This window comes from Propioniciclava sinopodophylli (assembly GCF_004324755.1).
GTDB classification, from domain to species: Bacteria; Actinomycetota; Actinomycetes; order Propionibacteriales; family Propionibacteriaceae; genus Propioniciclava; species Propioniciclava sinopodophylli.
Genome location: NZ_SDMQ01000007.1, coordinates 120,906 through 139,332 on the forward strand (window position 1 = coordinate 120,906; position 18,427 = coordinate 139,332).

General features: G+C 71.3%; 14 protein-coding genes. 5 read left to right on the forward strand and 9 right to left on the reverse strand.

What is annotated here, in order from left to right; translation table 11 throughout:
- Nucleotides 1-41: 41 nt before the first annotated feature.
- The 3 genes from ligD (at nt 42) to ET989_RS08435 (ending at nt 2,900) form a co-directional block, all read left to right on the forward strand.
- On the forward strand, nt 42-962 hold the full coding sequence (gene ligD / locus ET989_RS08425; protein WP_131168099.1) for a non-homologous end-joining DNA ligase: 921 nt from the start codon (nt 42-44) through the stop codon (nt 960-962).
- Nucleotides 963-999: 37 nt separating this feature from the next.
- Nucleotides 1,000-1,230 carry a DUF3107 domain-containing protein gene (locus ET989_RS08430; protein ID WP_131168100.1) on the forward strand — a complete coding sequence of 77 codons (231 nt, stop codon included), beginning with the start codon at nt 1,000-1,002 and terminating at the stop codon, nt 1,228-1,230.
- 152 nt (nt 1,231-1,382) lie between these two features.
- On the forward strand, nt 1,383-2,900 hold the full coding sequence (locus tag ET989_RS08435) for a DEAD/DEAH box helicase (protein WP_338324534.1): 1,518 nt from the start codon (nt 1,383-1,385) through the stop codon (nt 2,898-2,900).
- A gap of 76 nt (nt 2,901-2,976) precedes the next feature.
- On the opposite strand, the gene ET989_RS08440 is transcribed toward ET989_RS08435, so the two are convergent.
- From ET989_RS08440 to ET989_RS08460, 5 genes are all read right to left on the reverse strand, one after another.
- On the reverse strand, nt 2,977-3,528 hold the full coding sequence (locus ET989_RS08440; protein WP_131168102.1) for a DinB family protein: 552 nt from the start codon (nt 3,526-3,528) through the stop codon (nt 2,977-2,979).
- Between the two features lie 45 nt (nt 3,529-3,573).
- On the reverse strand, nt 3,574-4,458 hold the full coding sequence (locus ET989_RS08445) for a hypothetical protein (protein ID WP_131168103.1): 885 nt from the start codon (nt 4,456-4,458) through the stop codon (nt 3,574-3,576).
- Nucleotides 4,458-5,588 carry a tryptophan--tRNA ligase gene (gene trpS, locus ET989_RS08450; RefSeq protein ID WP_131168104.1) on the reverse strand — a complete coding sequence of 377 codons (1,131 nt, stop codon included), beginning with the start codon at nt 5,586-5,588 and terminating at the stop codon, nt 4,458-4,460. The genes ET989_RS08445 and trpS overlap by 1 nt, the downstream gene beginning before the upstream one ends.
- A 148-nt stretch (nt 5,589-5,736) precedes the next feature.
- Nucleotides 5,737-6,585, reverse strand: a complete 849-nt coding sequence (locus ET989_RS08455) for a PHP domain-containing protein (RefSeq protein ID WP_131168105.1) — start codon at nt 6,583-6,585, stop codon at nt 5,737-5,739.
- A gap of 76 nt (nt 6,586-6,661) precedes the next feature.
- Nucleotides 6,662-11,419 (reverse strand): NAD-glutamate dehydrogenase, encoded by a 4,758-nt coding sequence (locus ET989_RS08460; RefSeq protein ID WP_131168106.1) that lies wholly within the window; start codon nt 11,417-11,419, stop codon nt 6,662-6,664.
- Between the two features lie 118 nt (nt 11,420-11,537).
- Between ET989_RS08460 and ET989_RS08465 the strand changes: the two genes are divergently transcribed.
- On the forward strand, nt 11,538-12,017 hold the full coding sequence (locus ET989_RS08465) for a DUF2505 domain-containing protein (protein WP_165490096.1): 480 nt from the start codon (nt 11,538-11,540) through the stop codon (nt 12,015-12,017).
- A gap of 52 nt (nt 12,018-12,069) precedes the next feature.
- Here ET989_RS08465 and pruA read toward each other — a convergent pair whose 3' ends face one another.
- The 3 genes from pruA to ET989_RS08480 all read right to left on the reverse strand — a co-directional run bounded on the left by pruA (nt 12,070) and on the right by ET989_RS08480 (nt 15,134).
- On the reverse strand, nt 12,070-13,701 hold the full coding sequence (pruA, locus tag ET989_RS08470; protein ID WP_131168108.1) for an L-glutamate gamma-semialdehyde dehydrogenase: 1,632 nt from the start codon (nt 13,699-13,701) through the stop codon (nt 12,070-12,072).
- Between the two features lie 123 nt (nt 13,702-13,824).
- Nucleotides 13,825-14,670: a non-homologous end joining protein Ku gene (gene ku, locus ET989_RS08475; protein WP_131168109.1), complete on the reverse strand. Its 846-nt coding sequence runs from the start codon at nt 14,668-14,670 to the stop codon at nt 13,825-13,827.
- A gap of 5 nt (nt 14,671-14,675) precedes the next feature.
- The gene (locus ET989_RS08480) at nt 14,676-15,134 is read right to left on the reverse strand and encodes a DUF6912 family protein (protein WP_131168110.1); all 459 of its coding nucleotides are present in this window, start codon (nt 15,132-15,134) and stop codon (nt 14,676-14,678) included.
- A gap of 82 nt (nt 15,135-15,216) precedes the next feature.
- On the opposite strand from ET989_RS08480, the gene ET989_RS08485 reads away from it, so the two are divergent.
- Complete coding sequence (locus ET989_RS08485) at nt 15,217-15,699, forward strand: Rv3235 family protein (protein WP_131168111.1); 483 nt, start codon at nt 15,217-15,219, stop codon at nt 15,697-15,699.
- Between the two features lie 24 nt (nt 15,700-15,723).
- Here the strand turns inward: ET989_RS08485 and secA are convergent, their stop codons facing one another.
- Nucleotides 15,724-18,411: a preprotein translocase subunit SecA gene (gene secA / locus ET989_RS08490; protein WP_479681049.1), complete on the reverse strand. Its 2,688-nt coding sequence runs from the start codon at nt 18,409-18,411 to the stop codon at nt 15,724-15,726.
- Nucleotides 18,412-18,427 lie beyond the last annotated feature (16 nt).

The following is an 18,427-nucleotide window of genomic DNA, read 5'->3' on the forward strand; positions in this document are numbered from 1 at the left end:
CACTCTCCGCGCGGGGACCGTCGGCGGGTACGGTTTCGGTCATGGCGGACGTGATGGCCGAGGTGGAGGGGCGGACGCTCAAGCTCTCCAACCTCGACAAGGTGCTCTACCCCAACGGGTTCACCAAGGGCGAGGTCATCGCCTACTACCACGCGATCGCGCCCGTGATGCTGCCTCACCTCGCCGGACGACCCGTCACCCGCATCCGCTTCCCCAACGGCACCGACAAGCCGAGCTTCTTCGAGAAGAACGTGCCGGCTGGCACGCCGGAGTGGGTCCGCACCCACCACGTCGTCGGATCGAGCGAGGACATCGTCTTCCCCATCGTCGACGACACCCCCACGCTCATCTGGCTGGCCAACCTGGCCGCGCTCGAGCTTCACACGCACCAGTGGCGTGTCGCGCCCGACAGCGACGAGACGACGATCGACGACGCGCTGCCCGTCGACCAGCTGGTCATCGACCTCGACCCCGGGCCGGGCGTCGAGATGCCGCTGATCGCCACCGCCGGGCTGCTCATCGCCGGCGAGCTCGGGGACGCCGGTCTCGTGGCCCACGCCAAGACCTCGGGCTCGAAAGGCCTGCAGCTGTACGTGCCGCTGGAGCCCACCCCCGTCCGGCCGGTGCTGGAGTGGGTGCGCGGGTTAGGCGAGCGCCTCGTCCAGCTGCACCCCGCCCTGTTCGTGACCGAGATCGCGAAGGTCGCCCGGGCCGGGAAGATCCTCATCGACGTCAACCAGAACCTGCCGGGCCGCACGACCGTCACCCCCTACTCGTTGCGCGCCAAGGGCGAGCCCACGGCGTCCACCCCCCTGCGGTGGCAGGAGGTCGAGGAGGCCACCGCCGGCGCCCCGCTGCGGTTCACCTCCGCCGACGTTCTCGCCCGGGTCACCGAGCACGGCGACCTGTTCGAGCCGCTGCTGGCCGGACGGCGAGGGGTGTTGCCGCCGCAGGTAGGGTGACGGACGCACACTCAGGCAAAGAGACGAGGGGTCAGGAATGGAAGTCAAGGTCGGCATCCGCAACGTGGCGCGCGAGGTCGCCGTCGAGACCAACGCGACGGCGGCAGAGCTCGAGGCCTCCCTCGGCGACGCGATCGCCGGCAACGGCGTGTTCACGCTGGCCGATGACAAGGGCCGCAAGGTGCTCATCCCGGCGGCGCAGGTCGCCTACGTCGACCTCGGGGTGGAGAACGCCCGCCCCGTCGGTTTCGGCGCGCTCAACAGCTGAGCGCTACGATGGGCGGGTACGCACGGCTCATGTGCGTCCCCGCCGCCTGAGCGCACCCACGCGCGTCGCGCCTTTCGCAGCGGGTAACGTTGCCCGGCCTCGCGGCCGGAAAGTAGTGAGGCACGACCCTGACCGAGACCACGACCCTGCCCGTGCAGGTTGACGACACCACCAACGAGACCACCACGAAGCCGACGTTCGCCGACCTGGGCGTCCGCCCCGAGATCGTGGAGTCGCTGGCCCGCAAGGGCATCACCCACCCGTTCCCGATCCAGGCCATGAGCCTGCCGATCGCGATGAGCGGCACCGACATGATCGGCCAGGCCCGCACGGGCACCGGCAAGACGCTGGCCTTCGGCATCAGCCTGCTGGAGCGCGTCGTCGTCCCGACCGACCCGGGGTATGAGGCCCTGGAGTTCCCCGGCAAGCCGCAGGCCCTGGTCATGACCCCCACCCGCGAGCTCGCCCTCCAGATCACCGGCGACCTCGAGGACGCCTCGCAGGTCCGCAAGGCCCGCGTCCTCACCGTGTACGGCGGCGTCGGCTACGAGCCGCAACTGGAGGCCTTGGAGCGCGGCGTCGACGTCGTCGTCGGCACCCCCGGGCGCCTGCTCGACCTGGCCAACCGCCGCAGCCTCGACCTCTCCCACGTCAAGGTCCTCGTCCTCGACGAGGCTGACGAGATGCTCGACCTGGGCTTCCTGCCCGACGTGGAGCGCCTCATCTCCCGGACGCCCGCCTCGCGGCAGACGTTGCTGTTCTCCGCGACGATGCCGTCGGCGATCATGGGGCTGTCGCGCAGCCACCTGACACAGCCGGTCAACATCCGCGCCGAGGCGCACGACGCCGAGATGACCGTGCCGAACACGACCCAGTTCGTCTACCAGGCCCACGACCTCGACAAGCCGGAGATCGTCGCCCGCATCATCCAGGCCGACCACGCCGGGAAGGTGATGGTCTTCACCCGCACCAAGCGCGCCGCGCAGCGGCTGGCCGACGACCTCGAGGAGCGCGGCTTCTCCGCCACGAGCATCCACGGCGACCTGTCGCAGGTGCTGCGCGAGAAGGCCCTGACGAAGTTCCGCGAGGACCGCGTCAAGGTTCTCGTCGCCACCGACGTCGCCGCCCGCGGCATCGACGTCTCCGACATCACGCACGTCATCAACTACGAGTGCCCCGACGACGAAAAGGCCTACGTCCACCGCATCGGCCGCACGGGCCGCGCCGGCGCCAAGGGTGTCGCCGTCACGTTCGTCGACTGGCAGGACGTGACCCGCTGGAAGGTCATCAACAAGACCCTCGACCTCGACCACCCCGAGCCGCCGGAGACCTACTCGACGAGCCCGCACCTGCTGGAGGACCTGCACATCCCCGCCGGCACCAAGGGCCGCCTGCGCGACCCCAAGCCGCGCGAGGAGGCGCCGCGCCCCCCGCGCAAGCCGCGTGAGGAGCGCCCGCACCGCGAGCGCACCCGTCGCCGCCTGCACAACGGCGAGCCCGTCAGCCAGGACGCCCCGGCCACGACCCCGGCTCCTGCCGGGGCCACCGGCCCGGACGCCGCGGAGCAGCCCGCCGGCGAGGGCCAGCCCCGCCGTCGTCGCCGCCGTGGACGCGGCCGGGGCGAGGATGGCGCACCCGCGGCGTCCGAGACGCCGGTCGGCGACGCCTGACGCCCGACGCACGGGGTCGACGGGGGTGGCGTCGACGCCGACACCGACGTGGCTTCGGGGCGCGGACGCCCCGGGGTCACTCCCCCACCAGCCCGTCGATCGACTCACGCAGCAGGTCGGCGTGCCCGCAGTGGCGGGCGTATTCCTCGACCATGTGCACGAGGATCCAGCGGAGCGTGAGCTGCTCGTCGCTCCCCCAGCGCGTCACCGTCAGGTCCAGGGCGGCGGCGCCCTCGTCGGCGATGGCCTCGGCCACGATCACGCGCGAGCGCTCGACGCACTCCTCCCACCGGCCGCGTAGCTCGGCCCCGGTTGAGGTGGCGGCGCTGGTCCAGTCGTAGTCGGGGTCGGCGTCCCAGTCGGCCGAGGCGAAGGGCTCGATCGGCGCGACGCGGGCGACGTTGAGGCTCAACCAGTAGTCCTCGACGAAGGCAAGGTGGTTGAGCAGACCGCCCAGCGTCATGCTGCTGGGGGCCAGCGTGGCGCGCAGTTGCTCGTCGTCCAGCCCGTCGGTCTTCCAGGCGAACGTCGCGCGGAGGAACTCCAGGAATCCGAGGAGGGTTTCCGCCTCGCCCGCCACCGCCGGCGGCTCGGGACGCCGTGACGCGCCGCTGTTCTGTTCAGCCATGGCGGCAATCTAGCGCCCCAGCACCCATCTGCCGAGGAAGGTGCCTCAGCCGTCGAAGCGGTCGGGCTCCTCGGCGTTGAAGGCGAGCGGGCGCCCGCCCTCGGGGCGCACGACGAGGCGGTCGAAGCCAGCGCCCTTCGAGGGCTTGGCCGTGGTGGTGTGCGGGCCGAACAACGCCGCCACCTGGGTGGCCGGGTCGGCCGAGCGCTTGCGGTTCTGCCGCAGCCAGCGGCGTCCGGACGCCACGAGTGCCAGCTCGGTGGACTCACGCACCAGCAGCTCCACGCCCTCGCCGGCGTCGTTGGTGCCGTAGTCGAGGCGGATGGCGCTGGGCAGACCAGGGAAGCCGAACTCGACCCTGTCGCGGGAGAGCGGCTCGCGCCCGCCCTCGGCCCGCACCACGGACGCCGCACGGTCGGCCTCGGCCTCGACGGCGGCCCAGTACGACTCCGGGAGCGCGACCGACGAGAACCCGGCCGGGTCCACCCGGGCCAGGAATGCGTCGATGAGCGTGGCGGCGTCCGACTCGGCGAACCCGGCGAAGGAGTCCTGCTCAGGGACGCCGGCCGAGCTGCGCACAGCCACCACGGGGACGGTCTGTCCCTCCAGCTGGCCGGTGCCGACGCCCAGCACGTCTGACCACGCGCGTCGGCGCCCGAGGATGGTGCGGTAACCCTGTTCGTCGACGCGGACCAGGCCCTGGCCCAGCCCCTCGAGCGCCAGCACGACCGCCATCACCAGGAACGGCAGGGCGATCATCACCAGCACGCCGGAGTCGACGTGGGGCGCCTTGACGAAGCCGATGATCGCGGCCACGCCAGCCCAGCCGAAGACGAGGACGCCGACCAGGCCCCAGAAGCCGCGGCGTCCGGTGCTGCGGGAGATCAGCCAGGTGGCGTCCTGCGCGGCCCGCTGCGTGGCGGCGGCCATCAATACACCATGCCCATTGCCTCGCGGACCTCGGCCAGCGTCGCGTCGGCGATGGCGTTCGCGCGCTGGTTGCCCTCGCGGAGCACCGCCTCGATGTGGCCCGGGTCGGCCTCGAGCTCGAGGCGGCGGGCCCGGACGGGCGCCAACTTCTCGTTCAGAGCCTCGGTGAGGTACTTCTTCAGGCCACCACCACCGCCGTCGCCGATCTCGGCGGCGATCTCGGCGGGGTCGCGGTCCGCGCACAGCCCGGCCAGCGTGAGCAGGTTGGAGACCTCGGGGCGGTTGACGGGGTCGAAGGTGATGAAGCGGTCGGAGTCGGTGACGGCGCGCTTGATGACCTTGGCGGTCTCGTCGGCGGTCATCCGCAGCTCGATGGTGTTGCCCTTCGACTTGGACATCTTGGTGCCGTCCATGCCCAGGATCAGCGACCCGGACGACAGCAGCGCCTCGGCTTGCGGGAACACCGGCTCATGGGGGTCGACGCGCCCGTAGCGCTCGTCGAATCGGCGGGCGACCACGCGGGTCTGCTCCAGGTGCGGCAGCTGGTCCTTGCCGACGGGCACGAGGTTGGCCTTGCAGAAGAGGATGTCGGCGGCCTGGTGCACCGGGTAGGTGAGCAGGAGGCCCGACATGGGGCGTCCGCCGGTGGCGTCGTGCTCGGCCTTCACGGTGGGGTTGCGGTACAGCTCCGAGTCCGAGACCAGCGACAGGAACGGCAGCATCAGCTGGTTCAGCGCAGGGATCGCGGAATGGGTGAAGATCGTGGTGCGGGCCGGGTCGATGCCCACCGACAGGTAGTCGGTGACCAGCGAGTGGACGCGCTCCCGGATGGGGCCGGTGCCGTCGCGGTCGGTGATCACCTGGTAGTCGGCGATGAGCACGAGCGTCTCGACGCCGGCGTCCTGCAGCCGCACGCGGTTCAGGATCGAGCCGAAGTAGTGGCCGATGTGCAGGTGGCCGGTCGGGCGGTCGCCGGTGAGCATGCGGAAGACTGAGGGGTCCTTCGCGATCTGGTCCTCGATCGCCCGGCTGCGCTCCTCGGAGCGCCGCAGGGACGCCTCCGACGTGGACGCGGCCAGGGCGTCGGCGGCCTCGGCGTCGGCCTCGTTCGCGGTGACCGGCTCGGTCATGGAATTCTCCTTCTCGTCGTCGCGCCCACGGCACGCAAAACGGCCGCCCGTGGGACGGCCGTGTGGTGGGTCGGTGTCGGGGCCGTCGTTACGGCCGCCACCAGACCCTCTGCTCCATGCCCCGCATCCTATCGCGCTGCGGACGGGGTCACGGACGCCCGCCACGCGCGCGGATGCGGTCCACGATCTCGGCGTACACCTCGGGCGGCGTGAGCCCCGCGCCCAGCGGGTTGCGGGTCTTGCCCAGGCCGTGGTGGTCCGACGAACCGGTCGTCAGCAGGCCCAGCCGGGACGCCACGGCGCGCAGCTCGGCGCGGGTCTGTTCGTCGTGGTCGGGGTGGTCCACCTCGACACCGTCGAGGCGGTGCTCGTAGGCCAGCTCGGTGAGGTAGGACTCGGGCAGGTCGGCGCGCCGGCCGCGTCCCCACGGGTGCGCCAGGACGGCGACGCCACGCGCACGCCGGATCAGCTCAATCGCGCGCGTGAGTTCGGTCGAGTACCGGTCGACGTAGGCGGGGCCGCCCTCGTGCAGCCAGTGCCGGAAGGCGTCGTCCCGGCTCGCGACATAGCCCCGGGCGACCATCGCGTCGGCGATGTGCGGGCGTCCCAGCGACGTGCCGGACGCCTGCGCGAGGACGTCGTCGACCGTCAGCGGCATGCCGAGCTCGGTGAGGCGCGCCACCATGCCCGGGACTCGGTCGGAGCGGCCCACCCGGACGCGGGCCAGCTCGTTGAGAAGCTCCTCGTCGTGGGGGTCGCAGCCGTAGGCGACGACGTGGACGGACACCCCGTCCTTCTCGGTCGAGAACTCCATGCCCGCGAGCACCTCGACGCCCACGTCCTGGGCGGCCAGCTTGGCCTCGCGGAGCCCGTCGAACGTGTCGTGGTCGGTGAGCCCGATCACGTCCAGGCCGGCCTTGGCCGCCTTGCGCACCAGTTGGGTGGGCGTGTCGGTGCCGTCGGAGACCAGCGTGTGGGTGTGGAGGTCGATGCGCACCCCACCATTCAACCGGACGCGGAGCTCCGGCGCGCGGCGGCACCCCGGCCGAACGGGCGGCCGGGGTGCCCACAGCTCAGACCAGCAACGCGCGGATGGTGCGCAGAGCGACCGACATGCGGGCGAGCGACGTCTCCTCGCCCGTGATCTCCTCCAGCTGGGACGCCTCGTGCCCCAGACCGCCGCGGGCGTCCACCCACGCCGCCAGCGCGGCCTCGCCGTCCTCCTCGTCCGGCGACGCCTCCAAAACGCCGGCGACCAGGTCGGAGTGCAGCTTGGTGAGGTCGTCACGGAGCGCGGCGCGCGCCATCGTCTCCCACTTGCTCGTGCGCGGCAGCTCGTTGACCCGGTCGATCAGCTGGTCCAGGCCCAGGCGGGCCGCCAGCCCGAAGTACGCCTGCTCGACCGTCGCGAGCGGACGCCCCAGTCGGGTGGACAGGTCCACGATCGACAGCGCCAGGTGCAGGTACGGCGCCACCGCGGTCGTCCGCGCGAGCTCCCCAGGGACGCCCGCCTCGATGAGCGCCTCGGCGACGCCGTCGACGCGCTCGGCCTGCAGCGGCGTGGCGTACCGCCCGAAGTCGGCGCTCACCTCGGCGACCGGGTCGGTGAAGGCGGCCGCCTCCCCCTTGATGTCGAGGTCGCCCCGGCGGTTGTGCAGCAGCCAGCGCGTCGCACGCTCCACCATCTGCAGCAGCGCCACGCGGATGCGCAGCTCCACTTCGGCGGGGATGCCGAGCCCCGGGAGGGCCAGCTCGTGCCGGGCCACGCCGAAGATCGTGCGCGCCGCAAGCTGGGCGCGGATGATCGCGGTGATCGTCGAGGACGTCTCGCTCGCCAACCGGCTGTAGGCCGTGATGCCCTGGGAGTTCACGAAGCGGTTGACGGTGACCATCGTCACGATCTCGCGCCTCAGCGGGTGGGCGGCCACCGCGTCCTCATAGCCCTCGGCGCGCAGCGGCTTGGGGAAGTACGTGACGAGCCGGTCGGCCAGGTACGGGTCCTCGGGCAGCTCCGAGTCCACGACGAGCTTCTCGAGGTGGATCTTCGTCCACGCCAGCAGCGAGGCCAGCTCGGGCCGGGTGAGCGCCCCGCCCTGGGCGATGCGGGTCGCCATCTCCTCGCGGCCCGGGAGCGACTCCAGCGCTCGGTCCAGCAGCCCGATGCCCTCCAGCGACCGCATCCAGTCCTCGTGCGCGGCGGCCATGCCGTGCTGGGCCTGCTCGGTCGACAGGGCGCGGTTCTGGTCGACGTTGTGGGCCAGCACCAGCTGGGCGACCTCGTCGGTCATCGACGCGAGGAGTTCCACGCGCTCGTCGTCGCCGAGGCGTCCGGCCGCGACCTCGGGCTGCAGCAGCACCTTGATGTTGACCTCGTGGTCGGAGGTGTCCACGCCCGCGGAGTTGTCGATGAAGTCGGTGTTGACCCGCCCCCCGCTCTGGGCGAACTCGATGCGGCCTGCCTGCGTCCAGCCCAGGTTGCCACCCTCGCCGGCGACCTTGGCCCGGACTTCGCGCCCGTCCACCCGCAGCACGTCGTTGGCCTTGTCGCCCACCTGCGCGTGTGTCTCGGTGGACGCCTTGACGTAGGTGCCGATGCCGCCGTTCCACAGCAAGTCGACCGGCGCCATCAGGATGGCCCGAATCATCTCGTTGGGCGTCAGAGCCCGGACGCCGGCGTCCAGCCCCAGCGCCTCCCGCACCTGCGGGGTGACGGTGATCGACTTGGCCGTCCGCGCGTGGACGCCGCCGCCGGCGGAGATGAGGTCCTCGTCGTAGTCGGCCCACGACGAGCGCGGCAGGTCGAACAGGCGCTTGCGCTCGGCCCACGCCATCTCGGGGTCCGGGTCAGGATCGAGGAAGACGTGCTGGTGGTTGAACGCCGCCACCAGCTTGGTGTGCGGGCTCAGCAGCATGCCGTTGCCGAACACGTCGCCGGCCATGTCGCCGATGCCCACGCAGGTGAAGTCCTCAGCCTGGCAGTCGATCCCCAGCTCGTAGAAGTGGCGCTTGACCGACTCCCACGCCCCCCGGGCGGTGATGCCCATGCCCTTGTGGTCGTACCCGACCGAGCCGCCGGAGGCGAACGCGTCACCGAGCCAGAACCCGCGCTGGAGGGCGATGCGGTTGGCGATGTCGGAGAAGGACGCCGTGCCCTTGTCGGCGGCCACCACCAGGTAGGTGTCGTCCTCGTCGTGACGCACGACGTCCGGTGGCGGGACGACCTCGCCGTCGACCAGGTTGTCCGTCAGTGACAGCAGCGAGGAGATGAAGATCTCGTAGCAGGCGACGCCCTCGGCCAGCCAGGCGGCCCGGTCGACGCGGGGGTCGGGCAGGTTCTGCGGCACGAAGCCGCCCTTGGCGCCCACCGGCACGATGACGGTGTTCTTGACCATCTGCGCCTTGACCAGGCCGAGCACCTCGGTGCGGAAGTCCTCCGCGCGGTCCGACCAGCGCAGGCCGCCGCGGGCCACCTTGCCGTAGCGCAGGTGCACGCCCTGGACGCGCGGGCTGTACACGAAGATCTCGTGGGCCGGGCGCGGCTCGGGCAGGAGGTCCAGCTCGCCGGGCGCGATCTTGAACGCGAGCGCCGGGCGGTCCTCGGCGAACGCGTTGGTGCGCTTGATCGCCAGCAGCACCGAGACGAACATCCGCAGGATGCGGTCCTGGTCGAGGCTCTCGACGGCGTCCAACGCGTTGAGGATGTCGGCGACCTCGTGGCCCAGGTCCTCGGATCGTGCCTCCATGGTGCCGTGCTCGCCCGGGTCGAAGCGGGTCTGGAACGCGGTCACGATCGCCGCGGCGATGTCGGGGTTGGCGTTGAGGGCGGCCGCCACGTACACCTGGCTGTAGGGGATGCCGGCCTGCTGCAGGTAGCGGGCGATGCCGCGCAGCCACGTCACCTGCTCCCAGGTGAGCTGGGCGGTCATCACGAGGCGGTTGAGCTTCCCCGCGTGGGCCAGCCCGGTGTAGGACGCCGCGAAGGCTTCTGCGAACCGCTCCCGGTCGGGCAGCTCCCAGTCGGCCAGCGTCTGGCCGGGAGGCAGGTTGAACCCGAAGTCGTAAACCCACACGGGCTCCCCGCGCAGGTCCCACATGAACGGCCGCTCGTCGATGACGGTGACGCCCAGGGCGTCCAGGTGCGGCATGACGCGAGACAGCGACATCGTGGAGCGGGTGATCACCTTGAAGCGCAGGTCGGCGTCGTCGAGGGCGGCGTCCGGCTTGAACAGGGCGAAGCGCAGGTCGTCGGGCCCGGTGAGCTCGTTGGCGAGCTTGAGGTCGGCCAGCGCCTGCTTGGCGGTGTAGGCGGACTCGTAGGCCTCGCCGAACTCCACGCCACGCTGCTCGGCGGGCAGGGTGTCGGCCACGTCGTTGAAGTCGTCGTCCCAGCTGCGGGACGCGCGGGCCACCTCGGCCTCCAGCCCCGCCCAGTCGACGTCGGGCTCGACGCCGTCGGGCAGGCGGACGATCAGCAGCAGCCGGGCCATCTGGCTCTCGTTGACCAGGGCGCGGAACTCCACGGAATCCCCGCCGAGGCGCTCGCGGAGCAGGTTCGTGATGCGCTCGCGCGTGACCGTGCGGTAGCGGTCGCGGGGCACGTAGACGAAGCACGACCAGAACCGCCCGTGCGGTGCCCGCTGCACGATGAGCCGGGTGTGCCGCTGGTCCTGGACGCCGGCGATGCGGCGGACGAGGCCCACGAGGTCGTCGACGGTGTCGGCGAACCAGTTGTCGCGCGGCAGCGACGCCATGGCCTCGCGGGCCAGCTCGCCGTTGTGCGAGGCCGGGTCGAGGCCGAGCTTCTCCCACACCCACGTGGCCTTGTCCTTGACCAGCGGGATGGACAGGACGGGCTCGGAGTAGGCGCGCGAGGACCACAGGCCCAGGAAGCGGCGCTCCCCGACCAACTCCCCCTTCGGGGTGTAGCTGCGGACGGCCACGTAGTCGAGGTTCCCCGAGCGGTGCACCGGCGAGCGCCGGGAATCCTTGGTGACGACCATCACCTCGGGGTCGGGGGTGATCTGGGTGGCATGGAAAGGGTCATCGCCGGCGTCGCGCAGCAGGCCCAGGCCGGTGCCCGGCACCGCCGTGAACCGGTCGCCGGAGACGGTGTACTCGCGGTAGCCGAGCAGCTCGAAGTGGTCCTCGTCCATCCAGCGCAGCAGGCCGGCTATGCGCCGCACCCACGCCTCGTCGATCGGCTGGTTCGACTCCTCGACGTGGGTGATCGCCTCCTCCAACCGGATGCGCAGGGCGCCGAGGTCGTCGTGCGCGGCCCGGGCGGCGGACAGGCCCTCGGCCAGCAGGACGCGGGTGGCGTCGCCCAGCTCGTCGGCGGCGGTGCCCAGGGGCGGGTAGGCCTCGACCGACAGCCACGACTCGCGCGTGCCGGGCCCGGTCGCGTCGTCCACGCCGGTGAGGACGCCCTCGGCGTCACGGGTGACGGCGAGGATGGGGTGGCGGATGCTCCGCACCGTCCAGCCCAACTCGGTCAGGTCCATCGTGACGGTGTCGACGATGTAGGGGCGGTCCTCGGTGACGACCTGGATCACGGTCGACCCGCCGGCGCTCCAGCCGTCGGCCCCCTCCTGCGGGGTCTTGATGCCGATGAGGTCCTCGCCCGGCGCACGGACGCGCCCGAGCGCCAGGTGCAGGTCGGCCAGGCGGGGCGCGTGGGTGAGCGGGGACACGTCGTCGACGCCGACCACGTCCTGGCCGTGGTAGGCGGCGACGAACGCCTCGGGCGGTACGGGACGGTCGGGACGATCGATCCTGTCGAGCGCCTCTGCGACGTCGGCGAGGTACTGGGTCATCGAGCCATCGGGTGCCATGGACGTTCCGCTCCTTCGCGTTGGCGTGACCATCAGCCTAACCGGCGTCACCGACGGAGGGGAGGCTCGCCCGGCCATGTTGTGCGCGCAGTGGGGTTCCTACCGGAATAATCGGGGCATGCAGCTCACCAGCCGTCATGATTTCCCGGCGCCGCCCGCCGACGTGTTCGCCATGCTCACCGACGAGGCGTTCCTGCGGCACGCCGCCACCGAGATGGGCTCACCGGACGCCCGCGTCGCGGCCTCGGCGTCCCGGACGGCGGTGGAGGCGACGATCGAGGCCCCCGACGTCGTGCGGGCCTTCGTCGGGGCGACCCTGCGCGTCCTGCTGGAGGTCGACTGGGGCGCCGCCCGGCCCGGCGGGACGCGTGCAGGCACCTTCACCATGACCGTCCCCGGCACGCCGGTCACCGTGGCGGGCACGACCCTGCTGGCGCCCACGGCGTCCGGCACCGAGGTCACCTACGACGGCGAACTCACCGTGAGGCTGCCACTGGTCGGCGCCCGGGTCGAACGCGAGGCCGCCCCCGCCATCCTGGAGGCACTCGAGGACCAGGCTCGCATCGGGCGCGCCTGGCTCGCACGCCCGGCCGGCTGAGCCACCCGGCGGCTGAGCCTGTCGAGGCCACGGCAGGCTCGGGGAACCGGGTTCACTGCATGTGCGGGTAGCCCGTCGAGGTCGGGGGCACCAGGGTCTCCTTGATCGCGCGCGGGCTGGCCCAGCGGATCAGGTTCCACATCGAACCGGCCTTGTCGTTGGTGCCCGAGGCGCGCGCGCCGCCGAAGGGCTGCTGGCCCACCACGGCGCCGGTCGGCTTGTCGTTGATGTAGAAGTTGCCCGCGGTGAACCGCAGCCCGTCGAGCGCCCGCTGCACGACGGCGCGGTCGGTGGCGAAGATCGACCCGGTCAGCGCGTACGGCGAGGCGGTGTCCACCAGGCCGATGACGTCGTCGAAGTCGCCGTCGTCGTACACGTGGACGCCCAGGATCGGCCCGAAGTACTCGGTGCAGAAGATGTCCGAGAGCGGGTCTGTGCCGACGACGACAGTGGGCCGCACGTACCAGCCGGTGCTGTCGTCGTAGGTGCCGCCCGCGATCACCTCCATGGTCTCGTCGGCGTGGCAGGCGTCGATCACCTTCGCGAGCTTGTCGAACGAGCGCTTGTCGATGACCGCCGAGGTGAAGTTGGCCAGGTCGCGCACGTCGCCCACGGCCAGCGCCTCGGTCTGGCGGACCAGCTCGTCACGGATCTGCGCCCAGATCGACGTCGGGATGTACGCGCGCGAGGCGGCCGAGCACTTCTGGCCCGAGTACTCGAACGCGCCGCGCACCAGAGCAGTGACCAATGCCTCGGGGTCGGCGCTCGGGTGGGCCAGCACGAAGTCCTTGCCGCCGGTCTCCCCCACCAGGCGCGGGTAGCCGCGGTAGCCGGCGATGTTGGTGCCGACCTGCTTCCACAGGCCCTGGAACACCGGCGTGGAGCCGGTGAAGTGGATGCCGGCCAGGTGCGGGTCGGCCAGCGCCACGTCGGAGATCTCCTTGCCGTGACCCGGCAGCATGTTGATGACGCCGGCGGGCAGGCCCGCCTTCTCGAGCACCTCGGCGAAGAAGTGCGCCGCGAACGACTGCGTCAGGGCGGGCTTCCACAGCACCGGGTTGCCCATCAGCGCCGCCGAGGTCGGCAGGTTGCCCGCGATCGCGGTGAAGTTGAAGGGCGTGATGGCGTACACGAAGCCTTCCAGAGGCCGGTACTCCATCCGGTTCCACACGCCGGGTGAGTTGGCCGGCTGCTCGGACATGATCTGCTGCGCGTAGGCCACGTTGAACCGCAGGAAGTCGACCAGCTCACACGCCGAGTCGATCTCGGCCTGCTGCACGGTCTTGCCCTGCCCCAGCATCGTCGCCGCGTTCATCGTCGCCCGGTACGGACCCGCGATCAGGTCGGCCGCCCGGAGGAAGATCGCGGCCTTCTCGTCGAACGGCAGCGCCGCCCACGACGGAGCCGCGGCCAGGGCCGCGTCGATCGCCGCGCGGGCGTCCGCACCGCCGGCCTGCTGCACGGTGCCGAGCACGTGCGCGTGGTCGGACGGCATGGTCACGTCGAAGGTGTCCTCGCCCGTGCCGGGGCGGTGCTCGCCCCCGATCACGGCGTCGATCGGCACCGGGGCGTCCCCGGCCAGCTCGGCCAGGCGCGCCTCCAGCTCGGCACGCTCGGGCGACCCCGGGGCGTACCCGAGCACGGGCTCGTTGACGGGCTGCGGAACCGACGTGCGTGCATCCATGCCCCCGAGGATAGCCGCACAGGGGGGCACCCGCGCCGCAGCACGGCGAAAGGATGCCTCGGTCGAAAGGTCCCCCGCGGGCAATCCTGCCGCAACAGCCTCACTTGACGGGCAATATCACCATCAGCCGGCCTTCTTCGTCTTCTTGGCCGGCTCCTTGGCCCCGGCGGCCGCCGCCGCCTCGCGCCGCTTCTTGGCCGCCTCGACGGACGCCTTGAGCGCGGCGACCAGGTCGACCACATCGCCGGTGCCCTCGCCGGTCTCCTCGGCCGCCGTTGGCACCGCGGGCGCGTCGCCCAGCTTGGCGGCCACCACCTGCTCCAGCGCCTCGCGGTAGGAGTCGGTGAACTGGGTCGGGTCGTAGGGGGCGGTCAGCTGCTCGATGAACATGCCCGCCATCTCGACCTCGCCCTTGCCCGCCTTGATCTCGTCCGAGGGCGCCGCGAAAGCGCCGTCGCGCAGTTCGTCGGGCCACAGCAGGGTGTGCATGACCAGCAGGTCGTCTGCGGCCCGGATCAGCGCCAGCGACTCGCGCGAGCGCAGCGCCACCTTCACCACGGCCACCTTGTTGGACTTCTTCAGCGCCTCGCGCAGCAGCACATACGGCTTGGCGCCGGGCCCCTCGGGCTCCAGGAAGTACGACTTGTTGTACGCGGTGGGGTCGATCTCGCCCATCTCGACGAACTGGACGATCTCGACCTGCTTGGCCGTGGGCAGCGGGAGGTCATCGAAATCGGACGCCTCGAGCACCACCATGCGCCCATCGGCGGCCTCGTAGCCCTTGGCGATCTCGCCGTAGGGCACCTCTTCACCGCACACCTCGCAGACACGCTTGTACTTGATGCGACCGCCATCGGCGGGGTGCACCTGACGGAACGTGACGTCCTTCTCCTCGGTCGCGGAGAACAACTTGACCGGGATCGTGACGAGGCCGAACGAGACGGCCCCCTTCCACAAGCTTCTGGGCATGGCCCCTAGTGTGACAGGCGTTCCCACTCGGTGGAACTGTGCCAGAGCAGCTCGGTGCCCCGCAGCAGGTCGCTGACCGCGTCGGCCTCCCAGGCCTCCTCCAGCCCCACCCCGGCCAGGTCGGCAGCCACGGCGGCCGCGCGGGCGGCACCGTCCGCGTCGTCGGCGAAGAGGCTCTCGACGGCGCCCCACCGGACGCCCTCCGCCACGACGGCGCCGAACTCCGCGGGTTCGGAGCCCGAGGCTTCCGTCTGGCACACGGCCACCAGCCGGACGCCGTGGGCCAGCAGTCCGGCCACGCCGGCCACCTCCAGCAGCGTCAGGTCGGCGTCCTCGATGTCGTGCGACGGCAGCCCGAACGTCTCCAGGAACACCGGCGTGGCGGCGAAGCCGGACACGTCGCGGCGGCCGGAGGAGGCCCAGGCGTCCAGGTCGGGCGGAGACAGCGGGACGAAGACGAGCATGCCTCCAGAATGTCACGCTCCGTCCACAGGTGGGAGCTGCGATCACTGGCCCCGGGCCCGCCCGGCCCCCGAGGCTGGGCGCGTGACCCACCTCGTCGCCGCACCCGCCCCCCGGACCCGGCCCACCCTCCAGGTGTGGGAACCCGCGCCCCTGCCCCCCACTCCGGCCCAACAACCGCTCCCCGGCGCCGAACTGGGCGCCGTGTCCGTGCCTCAGGCGGGGCTGTCGGAGGAGGCGGAGCGGGCCGCGCACGCGGTCGCCCGCGCACTGGCCGAGGCGCTGGCCGGGCAGCGCCCCCTCGCCCAGCTGCGCCCGTTCCTCGCCCCGCGGGTGTGGATGCTGCTGGAGCACCTGGTCCGCGGCGGGGCGGCCGGCGGCATGCGGCTCATTCGGGTGCGGCCCCAGTCGCCCCGCGACGGCGTCGTCGAGGCGTCCGCCCGTCTGGCCAGTGCCGAGCGGAGCTGCGCGCTGGCGTTCCGCCTGGAGCGCCGGGCCCGGCGCTGGGCGGTGACGGTGCTGGAGGCGGGCCTGGCCCCGGACGGCCGATGGCCCGCCCGCTCGTGAGCGGACGGGCCATCGATCCCGGCGTTACTTGCGCTTCTTGTTGGAGCGCCGCTGCTTGCGGTTGGTCGGCTCGGGGCTGGCGTCTGCCCCGGCGGCCGTACCCTCCTCGTCGCCGTGCACCTCGATGCCGCCGGTCTCGTCCGGGCCGGAGTAGGTCAACTGCTGCGCGGCGCCCGCCACGTCGACCGGCGCGCCCGCGGCGTCCCGCACCACGCCGACCTGCGGCGCCTGCGGGGTGACGTTGACCTCGAGGTTGAACACGTACCCGATGGACTCCTCCAGGAACGCGTCCATCATGGCGTTGAACATGTCCCCGCCCTCGCGCTGGTACTCCACGAGCGGGTCGCGCTGAGCCATCGAGCGCAGGCCGATGCCCTCGCGCAGGTAGTCCATCTCGTAGAGGTGCTCGCGCCACTTGCGGTCCAGCACCGACAGCACGACGCGACGCTCGACCTCGCGCAGGACGCCGGGGGTGAGCTGCTCCTCGCGCGCGTCGTAGGCGTTCGCGACGTCGGTGACGAAGTCTGCGGCCAGCTGGTCGGCGGTGGCCTGCCCGTCGGTGTAGTCGTCCATGTCGAGGCCGACGGGGTACAGGGTGCGCAGCTGAGTCCACAGCGGCTCCAGGTCCCAGTCCTCGGGGAAGCCCTCGGTGTGCTCGCGGACGACCTGGTCGACGACCTTGGCGGCGGCGCTGCGCAGCTGTTCATCGACGTCGGCACCCTCGAGGACGCGGCGGCGGTCCCCGTAGATCGTGTGGCGCTGGCGGTTCATCACGTCGTCGTACTTGAGGACGTTCTTGCGCATCTCGAAGTTCTGGCTCTCGACCATCTCCTGCGCCTTGGCGACCGAGTTGGTGACCTGCTTGTTCTCGATGGGCACGTCGTCGGGGACGTTGAGGGCCAGCAGGACGCGCTCGATGAGGTCGGCCTGGAACAGGCGCATCAGGTCGTCCTGCAGCGACAGGTAGAAGCGCGACTCGCCCGGGTCACCCTGACGCCCGGAACGGCCGCGGAGCTGGTTGTCGATGCGGCGGCTCTCGTGGCGCTCGGAGCCGACGACGTACAGCCCGCCCAGGTCCACGACCTGCTCGTGCTCGGCGGCGCACTGCTCCTCGACCTGCGGGTAGAGGCCGGCCCAGGCCGCCTCGTACTCCTCGGGGTTCTCGACCGGGTCGAGCCCCTTGTCGCGCAGCACGGCGTCGGTGAGGAACTCGGCGTTGCCGCCCAGGATGATGTCGGTGCCGCGGCCAGCCATGTTGGTGGCGACGGTGACCGCGCCCTTGCGCCCGGCGAGCGCGATGATGGCCGCCTCGCGCGCGTGGTTCTTCGCGTTCAGCACCTCGTGCGGGACCCCCGCCTGCAGCAGCCGCTTGCTGAGCAGCTCGGACTTGGCCACGGACGCCGTGCCCAGCAGCACCGGCTGCCCGGCGGCATGGCGCTCGACGACGTCGGCGACGACCGCATCGAACTTGGCGTCCTCGGTGCGGTAGATGAGGTCGGGCTGGTCGGCGCGGACCATCGGCCGGTTGGTGGGGATCGGCAGGACGCCGAGGCCGTAGATCTTCTGGAACTCGCTCTCCTCGGTCTTGGCCGTGCCGGTCATGCCCGCGAGCTTGTTGTACATGCGGAAGTAGTTCTGCAGCGTGATCGTGGCGAGGGTCTGGAACTCCTCCTTGATCTCCACGCCCTCCTTGGCCTCCAGCGCCTGGTGCAGGCCCTCGGAGTAGCGGCGCCCCGCCAGGGTGCGGCCGGTGAACTCGTCGACGATGACGACCTCGCCGTCGCCGGTCACCATGTAGTCCTTGTCGCGCTTGAACAGCTCCTTCGCGCGGATCGCGTTGTTGAGGTAGCTGATCAGCGGCGTGTTGGCCGACTCGTAGAGGTTCTCGATGCCGAGGCGGTCCTCGACCAGGGCGATGCCCGGCTCCAGGACGGAGATGGTCTTCTTCTTCTCGTCGACCTCGTAGTGGGTGTCGCGGATCATCCGCTTCGCCAGGCGGGAGAACACGGGGTACCAACGCTTGTTGTCCTCGGCGGGGCCGGAAATGATCAGGGGCGTGCGTGCCTCGTCGACGAGGATGGAGTCGACCTCGTCCACGATCGCGTAGTGGTGGCCGCGCTGCACGCAGTCCTCCAGCGAGAGCGCCATGTTGTCGCGCAGGTAGTCGAAGCCGAACTCGTTGTTGGTGCCGTAGGTGATGTCGGCGGCGTAGGCCACGCGGCGCTCGGCCGGGGTCATGTGCTGCAGGATCACCCCGGTGCTCAGCCCCAGGAAGTGGTGCACGCGGCCCATCTGCTCCGACTGGTACTTGGCCAGGTAGTCGTTGACCGTGACGACGTGGACGCCCTTGCCGGTCAGCGCATTCAGGTACGAGGGCAGCGTGGCGGTCAGGGTTTTGCCCTCACCGGTTTTCATCTCGGCGATGTTGCACAGGTGCAGTGCCGCGCCGCCCATCAGCTGGACGTCGAAGTGGCGCTTGCCGAGCACGCGCTTGGCGGCCTCGCGCACCGTCGCGAACGCCTCGGGCAGGATGGCGTCCAGCGTCTCGCCGTTCTCGAGGCGCGCGCGAAACTCGTCGGTCTGGGCGCGCAACTCCTCGTCGCTCATCGCCTCGTAGTCGGGCTCGATGGAGTTCACCTGCTTGGCGATCGTCTCCAGGCGCTTGATCTGGCGCCCTTCACCCAAGTGCATCAGCTTGTCCAACAGGCCCACGTGTCTGTGCTTCCTC